Genomic DNA, 18,238 nt, shown 5'->3' with positions numbered 1-18,238 from the left:
AGCGGCACCGGGGGGTAGAGGGGGAGACGCGTATGCCGTTGGACCACAACATGTCCGACTCCACACGCGGCGCGATCAAAGTCCTCACCGGCATCGAGGTCCCCAAAGCCAGCCTGGCCACTCTGGGCCGCGGGTCGGAGGTCTACGCCGCCCTCGAACAACGCATCAAAGCCCTGGACGACCTGTTCGACCTCAGCCGCGTCCACGCCCGACGCCACTTCAGCGGCAACACCGCCCAGAACTACGAACGCTCCCTGGACCAGTTCACCACCGGCGACAACGACTACGTCGGCTCCGCCCGCTCCAACGCCGCCACCATGTCCAGCGAACTCTTCAAGGCCCGCGCCAACGTCGAGTACATGCACATGATGGTCATCGGCCAGTTCGTCCAACTCCTCGCCGAGATCGCCTGGGCCATCGCCACCGCCAAGTTCACCTTCGGCGCCTCCTTGAAGTGGATCCCCATCTTCAAGGCCATCCGCAGCCTCGCCATGCGCCGCATCCTGACCTGGCTGCTCATCACCGTGCCCGGCCACCAGATCATCAGCCAGATCTTCGCCAGCATGGACAGCATCATCCAACGCATCCAGATCGGAAGAGGCACCCGCCACCACAAGGACCCCAACCTCACCCGCAGCGCCCACATCGGCGCCACCATCGAAGGCGCCCTGTCCGCCGTCTTCTCCGCCGGCATGGACGGACTCTTCAGCAGACAACTCACCGACCTGTTCAGCGACCGCGTCGCCCGCATCACCGACCTGCCCGACCCGCCACCCCTGACCAGACCCGATCCCGAACCCGGGCCGGGATCCGGTGGACCCCCCACCGGACCGCCCATCCGGGAGACTCCCGACGGGCCGCCCACCGGACCGCCCACCGGGCCCCCGCCCGACCCCAGAGGTCCCGTCAACGACGCCCCGCCCCCCGGCAACCCCAACCGCGACACCGACACCCCTCCGCCGCCCGGCGGCGGACCCGACGGGCCGCCCACCGGCCCGGTCAAGGACGACCCGCCCGCGACGAACCCCGACCGGGGACCGGACTCCCCCGCGCCCAAGGACACACCGGGCGCGGACCTGCCCGCACCTTCCCTCAACAAGGACCTGGCCGAAATCTTCGGCCGACACAACGAGGAATTCCTGGTCCCCTACAACCCCGCCAGCCCCATCGGCGCGGGCGCCTTCGACAACGCCGCCAAAGCCGCCGCAGCACGCAACGAGTTCGCCGACCTCTTCGCCCGCCACTTCGGCGACCACATCGGAGACACCGCGGCACGCGACCTCGGACGCGACTACGCCGACACCCTCGCCCGCAACTGGACCGACCCCAACCTGGGCCAGCACCTGCGCGACACCATCGGCGACCGCCTGCCCCCCACCACCCGCGACCACCTCTCCGACGTTCCCGTCACCCTCCAGCAACCCCTCAACGACTACTTCTCCAAGAAGAGCACCTACGCCCAACAGGTCGGCGGCAACATCGTCACCGGAGCCCTGGAGGGCTACCTCGGCGAGGGCCTGGGCAGCATGGCCGACGGACGCGGATGGGAGGCCTCCGGCTACTCCGCGACCGCGGGCGCCACCCAGGCGGGCATCCAGCAGGGCGCCACCGACGGCATCCTGCACGGCGCCGACCTGTTCAAGGACAAGGACACACCCGACACCACCGCACCACCACCCCGAACCCCCACCGAAACCGCCACCACCGACAACCAGACGAACGGCCGCACCACTCCTCCGCCGGGAAGGCACTCGGACACGGAGTCCCTGTACGACAGCGGTTCCGACTACGACAGCGACGCCTCGTCCGTCTTCGACCGGGACGAACGCTCCTCCCCCTACGACAGCGACGACGAGACCTCGCTGTTCGACACCGACGAGGCCGCCCCCCAGCAGGACACCACCACCGACAAACCGAACGGGAGACCCGGCCCCGACGCGCCCTCCATCCCCGGACCGCGCGACGTCCCGCTGAACCCGGGGCCCCTCGACCCCAGGTCCAGGTCCGACGACCCCTTCCTGCCGGGCACGAACGACGGCCCCCTGAGCGTCGACTTCCTCAACGCCATCGTCCCCGACAACCCGATGGCGGCCGCGCCTCCCGGCGCCGAACAGACCACACAGGACGCGGGGAACACCGGCGACCGCGACACCGCGAACCCGGCCGACCGCTCCGTCCCCGGACCGGAACAGCGCACTCCCGCGCCCGTCGTCGCCGCGCCGACCAGCCAGGCGGCCCCGCCCCCCGCGCCCGCCCCGCAGAACCCGGTCCCCGACACCGGGCAGCGCTCCACACCCACCGAGCGCAGCGGTGGTGGACGTCCGTCCCAGAGCACCGGTGACACCCGCGCCCAGGACCCGTCCACCCGGCAGACGACCGGCAACGGCCCCCGGATCGCCACGGAGAGCGCACCTCCCGCTCCGGAGACCGCGACCACCGGCGACACCGCCGGGCAGGACGACCAGGTCACCTCGACGGACGGACAGCGGACGAACCCCCACACCGCGCCCGCCCCCGAGGCCCCCTCTCCGATCGACATCCCGCTGCCCCCGCCTCCCGCCACCGAGAGCGGACCGCCCCAGGACACGGAGGGCACCGGCCACCACCCCTCCGAACGCGACGGCGAACGGCCCGACGATCGCGAGGAGGACACCTCCCGCGACGACGACCGCTCCCGGGACCGCGACAAGGAGCAGTCCGGCGACAGCAGTGACCGGTCCGGTGACGGCGAGCGCTCGGGCGACGGCGAGCGGTCGGGCGAGGAGAGCGGCGACCGTTCCGGAGACGGCGGGGATCGGGGCGAGGGCGACCGCTCCGGGGAGGAGAAGGGCGACGGATCCGACCGCGAGGACGACAAGGACGGCGAACGCGCCGACGACGACGCCGAGTCCGTGCACGAGGAGGTCCCCACCGCCGAGGGGGACGGCCGGGAGCAGGGCGCCAGCGACGAACGTTCGCCCCACCACACCGACGACGACCGCGCACCGGACTCCTCCCCCCAGCGGTCCATCGGCGACGGTGCGCACACCGCCGAGAGCACGTCACAACCGGATACCGCACCCGCGGCTGAGCAGGGGACCGCGTCGGAGGACGTCCCGCCGTCCACTCCGCCCGTCGTCGAGACCGGCAACGGCCGGCACGACACCGACCCCGGGACGGAGAGCGCACCGCCTCCGCCGACCCTCACCGAGAGCGGTGGCGACCAGCACGACACCGGTCCCACGTCCGAGAACGGACCCCCTCAGGACACGGAGGACACCGAGCACCCCCGTGCCGAGCGCGACGCGGAACAGTCCGACGAGCGCGACGAGCGCGACGAGGACAGCGAACACAAGGACGACGGCACCTGGTCCGGCCACCGGGAGGCCCCCGTCGAGGAGGGGGGCGGCCAGGAGCAGGGCGGCGAGGAGAGCCGCGAGGACGCCCCCGCCGGACAGGGCGAGGGGTCCGGGGCGCCCCTGTCCCGGAACCCGGACGGTGCCCCGCGGGATCAGGAGACGCCGCGGTCCCGTCCGGAACCGCTCCCCGACGGGGAGGCCGGTCCGGAGCGGAACGGCCCGCCCTCTCCCGCCACCGTGGAGCCCCCTGCCATGGCCGACAGCGGGGGGACCGCGACCCCGCCGACGGAGAACAGCGGGGCGCCGGTACCGGGCACCGGGGACGCCCCGCCCGCCGCTGAGGCCACGATGCCCGACACCGCCGACAGCACGCCGCTCCCCACGCGGAGCACGGACACGGACGCGCCTCCGCCATCGCCCGCCGCCGGACCCGAGCGCGCGGCGGACAACGGATCCGACACCCCCGGAGAGACGCGCACCGACCCCGCCGCCTCCGGGATCGACCAGAGGGCCGACGCCCGCGCCGCGTCGGTCCTGGACCGCCTGCCCGAACTCACCCGGGCCCTCGCGGACAAGGACATCCCCAGGGCGCGGGCGCTGGGAGCCGAGTTCTGGAGGCTGCTGCGACCGGTCGACGGTCCGGTCCCGGAGAACCGCTCCATCCGCGAGGCGCGCACGCTCGCGCAGGCACTGGTGTACACCGTCTCCGACCCCTCCGACAGGCGCGTCCCGCTGAGCGGCGGGTCCGTCCCTCCCGAACGCGTCCGGGACGCCGAGACCCTGGCCCGCGGTATCGGCCGCCACCTCCGGGACCGCCACGACCCGGTCCGCGCCCGGCTCTGGCAGCCCGGCGGGCGGCTCACCACGGACTACGTCCGCTACGCGATGCAGGACCCAGCCGACCGGGGCCCCTCCCCCTACGACGCACCGTCCCCGGTGACGACCGTCAACACGGCGCTGATGGACGGCGACGCAGACGCACCGTCCTCGCAAGGACGGACCGGGGAGGCGTCGACGCCCGGCCGGACGGCGACGGACAACGCCCCCGCCGCATCCGGGTCCGGGTCCGGGTCGATCCGCCGACTGCCCACCGGAGCCGAAGCCGACCGCTACGGCGACCTCCTGCACGACCCCGACTACAACCCCAACACCTTCGACGCGCTCCCCACCCCGACCCAGGACGCGGTCTTCGCCTACACCCGCTCCCCCTGGCTGAACCGCTTCGCACGCCTGGACCCGTTGAACGAGGCCACCGTGCAGACCGAACTGGACCGCATCCGAAACGAGAGCCAACCCCACCCCGGATGGCAGGTCTACGAGATCGGCGGCGGCCAATGGCCCGACCTGACACAGCTGGAACAAGCCGCCCAGCGGGGCCAACTCAGCCCCGAACAGGAACGGATCGTACGAGGCGTCCTGAACAACCGCTACCCCCAAGCGGCGCTGGAGAACCTGCGCGAGCACTCCGGACGCGCGGGCGAGATCGCCGAATCCCTCGCCCTGTACGGCGAACCGGCGCGCTTGCCTGACGCCTCGCAGGTCCTGGCGCTGCTCGGGCGCCTGGACCGCGCCACCGGCCACCCCTTCCCCGAGGGTTTCGAGGCCGTGCACGGCATGTACCACCACCAGCACCTGCTGGGCGAGGGCAGCACCGACCCGCGCTCCCTGGCGGGGACCACGCACGTGGAACAGGGGTACCTGTCGGTCTCCCTCGGTACCGTCCCGTCCGCGGCGGGCGGCTCCCCCATCGACCTGATGCGGCTGAGCGTGCCGCAAGGCTCCCGGGGGCTGTGGGTCGGCGACCGCAGCCAACACCCCCGCGAGCGCGAGGTGATCCTCACCCGCGGGACCCGCTACCGGATCACCTCGGTCGAGCCCTGGGGAAGGCACGGTTACCTCTTCCACGCCCAGATCCTGCCCCCCACCCGCGAGGCCTGGCCCACCACAGAACCTCCGGCCTGGACGGGCCAGGCGTGGGACCGCATCGACCGGGCCCTGGAGACGGATGACACGGCAGCGGCCCTGGCCGGGATAGGCGAGGCGGCGCAACACTTCACCGAGGACCTGGCCTCGGCCCTGCGGGGGGCTGAGGGCCCCGGCCGGTCCGCGGCGATCGGCCGCCTCGAACAGTTGCGGGACGCGGCCGAGCACCTGGCGGACCGGGCCTGGCAGATCGCCGACACCGCCCCGGAGGCGGTCGCGGCCACGATCGCCCTGGCCACGGACCTGGCCGCCGCTGCGCAGAGCGTGGCCGCGCGCGGTGCTGCCGACGCGGCCTCGGCCCGCGACGCGGTCCCCGAGCCGTCCGGGGTGGACCCCGAGGACCCCGGCCGGATCACCGACGCCGCACGGGAGCGCGAGGCGGCCCTGGCACGGGTCTCGGACGCCGATGCCGCGCGCGAGGACGCCGAACGCGCCTCCCGCATCGCCTACGAGGCCGCCGACACCGCCGCCCGCACCGCACGGACCACCGGGCACGATGGTGGGGGCCGGGTCGAGGAGGCGCGCGCGGCCGCCGCGGCGGCGGACACCCAGCGCCGCGACGCGGTCACCGCCGCCCAGGACGCGGCCGACCGGCACGAGGGTCTGACCCGTGCTATCAACGTGGCCGCGAACATCGCCGTCGGTATCGCGCTCGGCGACGCGGCCGCCTCCCGTGGTGACGCCGCCGCGGCGGCGGCCGCTCTGGAGCGGGCGCGGTCCATCGCCGACCTGACCCCTCCGGGCTCCGTCGCGCGCGCGAGGCTGGACATGCGCGTGAACATGCCGGGGTTCTCCGGCCCGTTCGGCTCCAACAACCCCTTCGTCATGGCCGTGACCGATATCGCCGGAGAGGTCCGGGACCCGGACGGGGAGGGCACCGAGGCGAGCGGCGCCGAACCCGACTCCCTGGCCCGCGGACTGGGACTGACCGACACCGACGCTGTGGAGCCGGATCCGGCGGAGGCGCCCGGCCCCGCGACCGGCGCACCCCCGAGCGACCGGACGGAGCGGAAGCCGGGGGCGGACCCCGCGGCGGACTCGCTCCTGGACGCGTTCCACAGCGCCCCCGGCACGCAGACCCCGTATGTCCGGAGCGGACCGGCGACCGGGGAGGAGTCCTCCCCGGGGACCGGAGCGTCCCCGCGGCCGGTTCCGGCCCGGTCGGCGCCCGAGCCGAACACGGACGACGGGACCACCGAGGCCGCCCCTGCCGAGACCGGCGTTTCGCGGGGACAGGCGGCACCGCCGGACCCGCTGACCACCGGGACCGGGGAGACGGCGGAGGATGCGGTACGCCCGCCCGCACCAGCCGAGGCCGAGACGCCCGTGACCACGGAGGAGGCGCGGACCGGGAACGAAGGGCACGAGGAGAGCGCGCCTCCTCCGCCTCCTGCTCCGTCCCAGAATGACGGCACCGAACCGGAGCCGTCGGCGCGGCCCGGCGACACCGGCGTCGCGGACACGGAGCACGCACCCGCGCCGTCCCCCCAGCACGACACCGGCACCACCACAGCCCCGGTGGACACGGCGGACACCACAGCCCCCGTGGACACAGCGGACACCACGGGTACGGAACAGCCTCCGCCGCCCCCGCAAGAGAACACCGTCGTCACCACGGAGTCCGAGAACAGGACGGACACCACGGCTCCCGCGGACACGGAACAGTCTTCGCCGTCACCACGGGAGAACACCGACACCACCGCGAACACCGCGGACACGGAACAGCCTCCCCCGCCCCAGCAGCACGAGCACGACACCACCGCAGAACCCGTCGAGACGGTGGACGCCACAGGCACGGAGCAACCTCCGCCGTCCCCGCAGGAGGACCCCCGCACCACCACGGACACCACGCACACCGAGGACACGGAACGCACGCCCCCGCCCCCGCAGGAGAACACCGACACCACCACCGACGGCACGGACACGGAGCGCCCGCAGCCCGACACCGACAACACCCGGCAGAGGGAGGAGCCCCCGCCCCGGAACTACCCGGGTTCCGTGCGGCCGGACCGGACGGGCGCCCCCTACGACCTCGACTACCTGCTGACGTCCAGCCTGGTCAACTCCAGCATGATCCACGCCGAGCACCTGCGTTCGTTCGTGGACGACACCCTCACCAACGACGCCGGACACGTCGACGCCACCGTGCGCGACGCGGTCAGGGAACAGATCGACGCCCAGGCGCGCAAGCAGACGGGCGTGTTCTTCGGACCGGAGGGGTTCTCCACGACGGTCACCGGAGCGGACGGCTCCACGTGGCGGGCGGACCTGCGGCTGCGCCCCTCCCGTGAGGGCTTCCACCACGCGCCCACACAACCGCAGCAGGGCTCGGGCTCCACCGAACTGAAGCTGGTGGACGAGGCCGGGGAGGCGAACCCGGCCGAGGGCAGCGGCAGCCACGGCGGCACCAAGTTCGTGGGAGCGGGATTCCAGGTCTCCCCCCTGCTCCTCGGCACGGTGGGCGGCGTCGACATCGGCCCCCGCTTCACCTTCAGCTTCTCGGGGGGAACGCGCCAACGCCAGTCCGTGGACACGGCGGTCAGCCTCAACGACGGCTACACCAGCTACGAGATCAAGGGCAAGCCCGAGGTCTACACCTCCGACCTGACCATGTCCTTCGACCTTACGCCCGTCCACGTCCCCACGAGGCAGGGGCCGGAGCGCGGTACCGCCCCGGCGGACGGCGGCACCGCGAACAACGACACCGCCCCGGCCGACAACACCCCGCCGGACCGGGCCGTGAACACCCGGGCCGAGTCCCCCAACGGGGTGCTCCTGGTCCTCCCGGGCAAGGTCGCGGCCAACACCGGTCCGGAGTCGATCCGCCTGCGCGACCCCTTCGCCACCGAGGACCACCAGCGCGGCCGCAACGACGACGACAGACCCGTGGGACCGCACGCGGACAAGGGGCACCCGGTGTCGGTCGGCGACATCCGGCTGAGCGACGGGTCCTCCGACAAGTCCTTCTCCGACTGGATCACCGACCACCTCTGGTCCCCGGAACAGGACCGCGGGTGGTGGAAGTCCGCGGTCGACAAGATCACGCCCGGGTTCGTCGACAGGCGCAGGCAGCAGGAACTGGACGCCTTCCGCGACCAGGTCAAGGAGTCCTTCTCCAAGAGGTCCATCCGCAACAACCTGCCGAAGATGACCTCGGCGCCCGCGGTCTTCAGGGTCAACGACCCCTCGGGCAGGCCACGCCTGGTGAGCGTCCAGTCCGTGCCCACCTCCTACGACGCCAAGGGCCACAGCATCCAGCCCGCGAAGTACATCAAGGGCAACAAGGCCGAACGTGAGAGCGGGAGCTCGCTCCGGCACAGCGACTTCCTCGGCGGAACCCTGGGCGCGGGCGTCAGCGTCGACGCGGGGACCGTGGGCGGTATCCACAAGGCCCGTGTGGACGCGATAGCCGTGGAGGGGGGCCTGCGGGGCCGGTCGACCACGGAGAGCGCGCAGGCGTCGTCGGGGTCGGTCAACCGCATGAACTACGGCAAGACCGAGTCGTCCGCCTACGACGTGCAGCGCAACTACTACGTGCACTTCGACGGCGAACCCGACGTGTACCGCTTCCAGGGCGACACCGTCGAGGTCCTCACCGTCCAGGAGGCCCGCATCCTGAACGGGGACGAGCCCTCGGACAAGGTGCCCGCGCCCCCGGCCCCCCTCCGGACCGAGGGGGGGAACACCACGCCCGAGGCGGTGGACACTCCCGGGACCGCTCGCGACACCGCCGGGAACCAGCAGCCGGGGACCGACGGCGACCGGAGCGCGCCGGGCGGCGACGAACGCAACGGGGACACCGGAACCGGGGGCCGGGACCGGCAACGGGAGCGCGGACCCGAGCAGGAGCGACCGCCCGGAGAGCAGCCCTCCGGGGAGCGTCCTCCCGGAGACGAACGGGACGGCCAGGCCGAGACCCTGAGGCCTCCGCGCCAGAACCTGGCCGAGGACCACCCGGTCACCTTCCACGGGGCCGTGCCCCGCGACTTCACCTGGCCCGACGGCAGCCAGTACCGCGACGTGGACGGGCGTCAGCGCAGCATCTACCAGCAGATCGCGCACGAGGTGCTGACCGGTCTGGCCGACAAGCTGCCCGGTCTGGTCCTGCCCGAGATGGCGCGCGACCCGAAGAACTTCGCCAGGCGGCCCGGCCACGAGAACACGGGCCCGCTCACCGGTTCCACGCGCGAGCACCGCCCCTTCCGACGCGACCCCGAGGTCGCCGTCTTCAACACCCACAGGGTCATGGACGCGATCTCCGCGTCCATGTTCAAGGGCGGCACGGACGACCTGACGCTGCACGGCCAGCCCATCCACCTGATCGACACGGGGAGGTTCGACCCCAGCGCGCTCTTCAAGCCGGGCCAGAGAGTGGTGCGCTCCCCGTTCGTCGCGGTACGCGTCAGCGCGGACTTCTCCCCGCTCAGACACGCGGGGGAGACGACGAGGGGCACCGGAGGCGAGTACGCGGGCGCGTCCGACATCACCACCGCGGACGGCTCGCAGAAACGCAAGACGGTCCGGTTCTCCTCCGGCGGCTACGTCCGCCGGATCGACACCGTCGACGCGGCCGGCAACCCGAGCGACGGCGGCGTGTTCTCGGTCTCCCTCCAGATGAGCGACACCAAGGGGAAGAGCCGGGGCCTGGGGATGAAGTCCCAGAGCGAGAGGACCGTCCAGTACGCGGAGGACTCCAGTGTCTGGAACTCCGGGGTCCGGTTCAAGGCGAGGCTCTACCAGGACGACGACCTCGGCATGGTCCTGGGCGGCGACACGCCGCTGGCCGAACGCGGACAGGACCTGCTCAACCGCCCGATCGAGGCGCTGGTCACGATGGACACGGCCAAGGCGGAGCCGGGCGGGGAACGCGGCGGTCGGGGGAACACCGAGACCGCCCCGCGGGTCACCCGGATCCGGCCGATACCGGTCGACCAGGCCAAGGAGATGATCGACGGCCCCACGAGGCCGACACCGGACAGGGTCCGCAAGACGCGCGACCTGACCGGCGGTGTCAAAAGGCTGTTCGGCGGGGGGCGGAGCCAGCGTCCCCCGGCCGAACAGGGCACCGCCCCTGCGCCGGAGAACCCCACCGGCCAGCAGAACACCGGACAGCAGAACACCGGCTCCCGGAACGACGGCGTCCGGACGCCACCGGCGACGGAGACCACAGGCGACACCACCGGGCAACAGAACACCGACACCGCTCCGGCACCGGACACCGAGACCGCGCAGGACACCACGGGGCGGCGCGACCCCGCGGAGAACGCCCCCGACACCCGCCCGATCGAACAGCGCCGGGCCGAGAAGCTCCGCAGCACCCCCGCCACCGTCGAGCACGTCAACACCCGCTTCACCACGGGCGACGGCCAACCGGTGAGCAGCCTGCTCGAAGCCACCTACGAGAGCTTCTCCTCCACCGCGCCCTGGGAGAGGGACCCGGGCGGCCAGCGCCCCTCCAGGGGGCTCGGCAACGAGCGCAAGCTGCGGCACTTCCTGAGACGGGGCGAGGGAAGCCGACAGTTCTACGAGAACGCGCTCTCCCCGGAGAACCTCGCGAACAACCCGGCGGCGCGCTCCTCCGGCGGCGCGCGCACGCGCACGCAGACGAGCGGGGGCCTGCTCTCCCCGATGCAGCTGCGCTCGACGTCGTCCACCCGGTTCGACGTCGACTCGGTCGACCGCTTCGAGCAGTCCGACGGCGCGGTCGTCTTCAAGGGCAAGAACACCCTGGAGACGTTCTCCAGGGACGGGAGGAGGACCGACCTGACCCTCCTGGCCACGGGCGGGGGCCGGGTCAACCCCAACCCCGTCCAACCGGCCGAGCAGCCCGCGGGCGGGACCGCGCCCGCGCCCGACTCCGCGAGCGCCCCCCTGATCCAGCTCGGCCCCTCCGCGGGCAAGAGCCTGTTCGACCGCTACACCATCACCAAGCCCACGTCGAAGTTCAACGAGTCGGTCGAGTTCCACCCCAAGCTCCCGATGTCGTACTCCTACTCCGCCTCGGGCCGCATCACGCAGGCGATGGAGTTCGTCAAGAACTGGAGCATCGGGCCGACGTTCTCCCTCTCCTCGCGCTACCGGGGCTGGCAGGCCGACGCCGACACCCTGGAGACCGGGCTGATCCACGTCCGCGACGCCCACGCGTCGGGCATGGTCGAGGACAAGGTCGAGGAGGTCGACGGCGAGCTGGTCCGCCTCCCCCAGCCTGAGCCGAAGTCGCCGGAGTCCGTGAGACCGCGCGCGGGTTTCGAGGACTCCGGCATGATGCTCGACCCGGTCAACCCCGACGAGGCCATCCAGAACCTCGTCGACGACCTGGCCTCACAGGGCTGGCAGCTGACCAAGGGCAGCCGGGAGATCATCCTGAAGGCCCTCGACTCCCACACCGGCCTCAACCCCAACACCGGGGTGCCGGTGACGTTGAAGATCAGCCCCATCGACCACTCGATCGGGAACCTCAACGCCCCGACCAGCACGCCGCTGTCCCTGGACGCCACCGTGAAGCTGCGGCTCGACAGGGACAACGCGAAGGTCGAGTACCTGGGCGGCAAGACGGAGTACCGGCAGCGCCAGGGTTCGGAGGAAGGCGACAGGCTCCAGCAGGGCAACGAGAGCTCCGCGTTCCAGGGAGCCCACGGCTCACTCCTGACCCCGCTGCCCCAGTCGGGGGGCGACCAGCCGGGGGGCACCACCCCGGCGAGCCGCCCCTACCTGATGGGCCTGCAGGGCGACGGCACCACGACGAACGCGCGCGGCGACGGCGGGATCGTCCGGGACACGGACAAGCGCTCCACCCAGTTGACCATGGAGACGCCCTACGCGCGGGTGTCGTCGGACACGCGGCTGACACTCGACCTGCACATCTCCGAGAAGCAGGGCACGGCCAACTCCCTTCTGGGGGAGATCCCGGGCTCGCGCAGGCGTGACTTCACCGGTACGGGGGACTCGGGCCGGGCGCAGGAGATGTACCCGGCCTTCTCCCTCGACCTGCGCAACGAGGCGGGCACGACCGGGGGGAACGACACCCCCCGGACCTCCACCGAGGGCGACAACACCACCCGCACCACACCCGAGGGAAACAACACAACCCGAACGGCCACCGAGGGCGACAACAACCCCCGTGCCACGCCCAAGGGCAGCGACACCACCCGAACAACACCCGAAGGCAGCAACACCACCCGCACCACTCCCGAGGGGAACAACGCCCCCCAGACGACCACCGACGGAAACAGAGCCCCCCGCACCGCACCCGACGCGGCCGACACCACCCGGACGACCACCCAGGACAACGGCAACGGACAGACCGGCGGCCAGCGGACGGGGAACCGGACCGCGCCGGAGAACCCCTCCAACGACAACCACGCCTCGCTGACCGACATGGCGCGCTCCCTGACACGCGACATGGATCCGCAGACCCGGGACGCCCTCGACAACGCCCTGACCCTGCTCGCTTCCGTCGAGAACAAGGGCAAGGACATCCTCGACCTCGGCCGGATCGTCCTGGCGAAGTCGTTGGGCTGGAACCCGCCCGCGAACGCGGTCAGCGACGGGCGCTACACCCCGGAGGCCGTCGAGAAGGCGGCCGCCTACGCGGCGGACAAGCTCAAGCTGAACTCCCGCAACAACGCCATCGACCACGCGCTCACCGAACTCGGCATCAAGGCCTCCTTCGCTGAGGCCAGCTCGGAGACGGGCGCCGAACTGCCCGAGTTGGGCCCCACCACGTGGATGATGCGTGCCATACCCCACCCGGAGACAGCACGCATCACGGACTACAACCCGAGCATGCGCCTGACCGACTCCTCGGAGACGAGCAGGACCTTCTCCCCCTTCCACAGCGGCTCGTCCACGACGACCATGGGTTTCGATGCGCGCCCCTCGGGACGCACCGGGACGGGGCCTCCGACGACGGCCACCCACTACGGCTCGGCCAACAACACGGGTTCGTCCACGTCCGGCGGCGACACCGCGCGGGGGAGCAAACCGAAGGAGCCTCCCCACTCCGACCGCGTCCGTACCGGCCCCGGCTACCTGGTGGAGATGGACACCGACGTGTTCATCGGCGCCAGGACCGAGCTGAGCGGCCCCTGGTACAAGCGCTCGGCGCGTTACCTCGGGGACAAGGCCGCGTCCGCGGGCAGGGCGGTGCGCGGCGCCTTCGGCGGCCGGAGCACCCCCTCGTCCGTCCCGACCCGCCCCGCCCGGTGGCAGCAGGGACAGACCACCGTCAAGACGACCCGGTGGATCTCGCACGGCGACGCGGTGAGGATGGGTGTCATCACGCCCGACCACGCCACCCGGATCGCCCCCCTGACCGAGCGTTTCGCCCGGATCCAGAAGGCGCTCGGAGACGCGGAGAAGGCCTACCTCGACGCGCGCTGGCCTCTGGACCAGGCGGCCTCCGACCGCATCGCCGCACCCGACGACCCGCAGGTCCGGGATCGTTACAGGGACCTGGAGGGCGCCTACGAGGACCGGCGGCAGAAATTCGAGGGGGCGGTACGCGACTGGGTGACGGCCCTCCAGGAGCTGCGCGACGGCCTGGGCGACCCCTCCTCCCTGCCCAGGCCGCGCACCGCCACCGCACCGGACCTCGACACCGTCCAGGAGGAGCCGCCTCCTCCCCCGGCCCCGCGGCAGAACGCCGATGACCCCGCCGCCGATCCGGAGGCCATCGAGCTGCCCGAACGGAACGACCGGCGGCCCGGGCAGGAGGGCCGACAGCCCGCGCGGGGCGACACCGCGCCCGGCCTCCTGGACACCCTCGGCTCGGATCTCAACATCCGGCTGCGGGAGGCCGGGGGGCAGGAAGCGCCTCCCCAGCCCCCGCAGCGCAACACCCCGGACCCCGCGACCACCGAGCTTCCCGAGCGCGACAACCGGCCGCAGGAGGACGTGCCGAGGAGGGCGCCTGAGCCGAGCGCGGCCGAGGCGCTCGAACGGGCGCGGCAGAAACTGGCGCGGGACACGGTGATGGGCAGGGCCCTCCACGGCCGGGACGGTTCCTCCCGCGACGAGACCGCTCCCGCCGACAACCGCCCGGAACGCCGCTCACGCAACCAGACGAAGGGGCCCTCCAGCCACACGGACCAGCGTTCCGGCCCGTCCTCCGAGACACACGACCGGCCCGAGCCCGCTTCGGCCCGCGGACCGAGGACGTGGACGGCACCGACCGGGGAGGACGGGAACGGGCCGTCCCAGCACGGGGCGGCCCTGCCCGACGGCCGGGCCGAGACCCGTCACGGCCCCGCCCCGGAGCGCGTCGACGACCCCGCCGACAGGTACCCGGCGAACGACGAGGAGAACCTGTACGACGTCAGTGACGACGAGGAGCGGGCGCCGCGCGTCCGCTGGCTCGACAGGCACCACCCCGAAGCGGCCTCGCTCAGCGGGGAAGAACGCACGGCGCTGACGCGGTCGCTCATGCAACGGTCCCTGGCGGTGGGCCCGCCCGCCCCCGAAGGGTTCCGGTACGACATGGACCTGGGCGGTCCCGACGACGCCGCCTGGCTCGAAACCCGGAGAGCACAGGGCTTCCCCGGGGAGGCCGACACCACCGTCCCGCCCGGGCCCTCGACGGCCCCGGGCGCACCGCAGCGACAGGACCGGCCCGTCCAAGGCCAGGACCAGCGGCCGCAGCCGACGCCGTCCGAGGAGGACGCGCTGGCCCAGGGCGCCGAGGACGCGGTGTCCACCTTCGACGGGCAGCGCCTCCCCCTCCACACGCGGACCGGAACCGACCACGACACCCTCCCCCAGCCGGACCAGGACACCATCTCCGAGGTGTCCTCAGTGGACTCGGACACGCTCAGGGACATGCGGCTGCGGCTGGAGCGGCTGATGTCGTCGGACCCTGCCCCCTCCGAGAGCGGCCAGCCGTCCCCGGCGGACACCGCCCTGACGGGCGACCACGGCCGACAGCGCTCCCCCGCGCAGACGGAACCGCAGGGGCCGGAGGAGCGGCTCCCCGCACAGACGGACCAGGACGGACAGCAGCCGCTGCCCACCGAGGCGCCGCAGAGCGTCGTACACGTCAGCCAACTGGCCCATCACCACGAGGCGGCCTCCACCGACCCCGGAGACGAACGCGCTCCCCAGCCGCCGGAGACCGACCCCGCACCGGAGGGACAGCGCTCCCCCGACCGGATCGAGACCGACCGCGCTCCCGAGGACCGGCCCGCCCTCCGCCGTCCGCAGCCCCGTGTCCTGCGCGTCCCCTCCGCGAACCCGGACCGGAACGAGTGGAACAACCGGCTCCAGGCCATCCAGGACTGGCGGACCAACTGGGAGCACGAGGCGCGGACACCGGAGGAGAGGGAGCGTCTACGAGAGGACTGGAGGGCCAAGTGGTCGCTACCGGCGACGACCCGGCCGAGCGGGAACGGAACCTCCCAGGACGACACCGGCCCGACGGACGGCCACGGTCCCCAGCGCTCCCCTGGCCAGACCGAGGCGGATCGCGCCCCGCAGAGCCAGCCAGCCCCGAGAACGGAGACCGCCCCTGCCGGGGAGGAACCGCGCTCCCCCGCCCCGTCCGAGACGAACCCGGATCCCCACAGCCCGCCGCAGAGCCAGACGACCACGCAACCGACACGACCGTCCCCTGAACAGACCCCCACCACCCGCACCCAACCGGCCACCGAGGAAACCTCCAGCCCCCGGACCCAACCGGCACCCGAACAGACTCCCGCCCCTTTGCCCCTCAGCCAGAACCGGGACGACGAGGGTTCCTCCACCCTGCCCCGGGACCGCACGGACGACTCCCGACAGGAGGGAACCACACCCCCGGCGGAACAAGCTCCCCCGGCCTCCGACCCGGCGTCCGACCTGTTCGCGTTCTTCGAGCGGGAGCTGAACGGTTCCGCGAACAACGGAGACGGCGGCTCCGCGCAGGACACCGCGCACACCCCCTCCGGGCAGGAGACGGCCACCGGTCCCGCCCCGGCCGCCGCCGACGACGGGAGCCACAAGACCCCGGCCCCAGAGACAGCGCCCGCGGTGACCGAACCCGACCCGTCCCGGAAGCAGCCCGATCCCGAGGACGGGGAGACGGCGAAGGACCCCGAGCACACGCAGGACGAGAAGAGGGAGGAGAAGGACACCGAGGAGGAGACCGAGGACGCCCCCACCGACACCAAGGACCAGCGCAAGGACGAGGGCGACGGCGGCGGTCCCGACAAGGACGGCTCCGGGGGGAATAGCGGAGACCGGACCGGCGGCAACGGAGGCTCCGGCCAGGACCGCTCCGGAGGCGAAGGCGACCAGGGCGGCAGCGGTGGCAGCGACAGGACCGGTGAGGGTGACCGTTCCGATGACCGTTCGGGCGACCGTTCCGGGGACCGGGACGGTTCCGGGGGGAAGGACCGCGGAAAGCAGGAGGAGGACCGCTCCCCGGATGGAGGCCGACAGGACGGCACGAGTCACGACCGCGGGGGGAACCAGGCCCGTCCCGAGACCGACCCCGACGCGGACCCGGTTCCGGACCTGGTCTCGGACACGGACTCGGACGGCTACGACAGCGACGACGACCTGTCCCTGTACGACTCCCCCGACACACCGGTACAGCGGCCCCGCGGCTCGACGTTCGACGAACCGCGGATCCGGCCGCCGCACGACGAGGACGGCTCCCCCTACGACTCCGTGGACCCGAAGCCCTCGGACAAGGAGAACGGCTCCCCCGACGCCCTCGGTTCCAAGCCCTTCCCCGACGACTTCCTGGGGCTGCTCAACCCCAGGTCCGGCTTCGACCAGCCGCTGCCCAGCTCGCTGACCGACATCGTGGCCTACCCCGTGATGGGCGGCAACGGCGGACCGTCGAACCGTCAGCCCGGACGGGACGGCAGCGGTCGGGACGACTCGCGGACCGGGGCGGAGGGCGGCGGCCAGGAGCAGTCGGACCAGTGGAAACCCGCCACCGAAGTCTTCGGCATCCAGGGCGAGGAGACCGAAGGGGACTCCGCCTTCCCCAAGTACCTCACCGACGGGAGAATCCTCGGAAGGATTCCCGAAGCCGACAGGACCACCGACCAGGACGGACTCATCACCCACGTCAAGGACAAACCCCTCGACAAATTCATCCACGAACTCGTCAACATGCGGGCGAGGGAGATATCCTACCTCGTCAAAAACAAGGTGCCCGTCCGCGTCGAATGGCACGACCTCGGCAGGATGGACAAGAACCTGCCCAAGAAATCAAGGCCGACGCTCGACCCGGAAACCGGGAGGAACACGGACGGCTACCCCCATGAGGAGGACGGGCAGGAGTACTTCGTCAAGATTCCCCTCACCCCCGAGGACCTGGGCCACGAGAACGGAGCCGTCAACTCCGTCGTCGTCGACCGCAGAACCGGACTCGTCGCCGAAGGCCTCAACGGCAGGCCCCGCCACTCCGTCATCGCGCCCGAACTCCTGCATCCCGAGATCAAGAACCGCATCGACGGCATGTTCCTCCGGGACAAGTACGAGATCCTCCAGAAGGACGGCACCACTCGCAGGATCAGCAACTACCCCCACTACGACAAACCCGCCAGGCATGCCGAGGTCAAGGCTGTCAACCGTCTCCTGAACGCCGCGGAAGACGCACAGATCAGCCACTTCCAGCTCGACAACAAGTTCACGCTGAAGCCGCCGTGGGTCCCCTACTGCCCCTCCTGCGCCAACTGTGCCCGCGTCACCGAGGGAGCAGCCGCCCCGCGCAGCGGGAAGAACACGCACACCACGGACGACATCAGGAACATCACGTACTACACCCCGAGAAGGGCCGACGCGGAAATCGACCCGGACAGAGGCATCGAACATGGATTCCCGACATACGACATCCCCTTCGGGCCGCACGACTCCGGCGACAGAAAGAGAAAACCGGACGAGGACGACGGACTTCACCGGGAGGGAGACGACAAGAGACAGCGGTAAGACCT

Annotated in this window: 1 protein-coding gene; it reads left to right on the top strand. The window is 72.1% G+C overall.

Annotation, left to right across the window (positions count from 1 at the left end; genetic code table 11):
* Positions 1 to 32: 32 nt before the first annotated feature.
* Positions 33 to 18,233 carry an ADP-ribosyltransferase gene (locus EV372_RS20375; RefSeq protein ID WP_130397297.1) on the top strand — a complete coding sequence of 6,067 codons (18,201 nt, stop codon included), beginning with the start codon at positions 33 to 35 and terminating at the stop codon, positions 18,231 to 18,233.
* The last annotated feature ends 5 nt before the right edge of the window (positions 18,234 to 18,238 follow it).

The sequence above is a fragment of the Nocardiopsis sp. CNZ308 genome (genome assembly GCF_004217075.1).
Note: the sequence above shows the minus strand (reverse complement) of the source record. Positions and strands in the feature narration are given on the sequence as shown.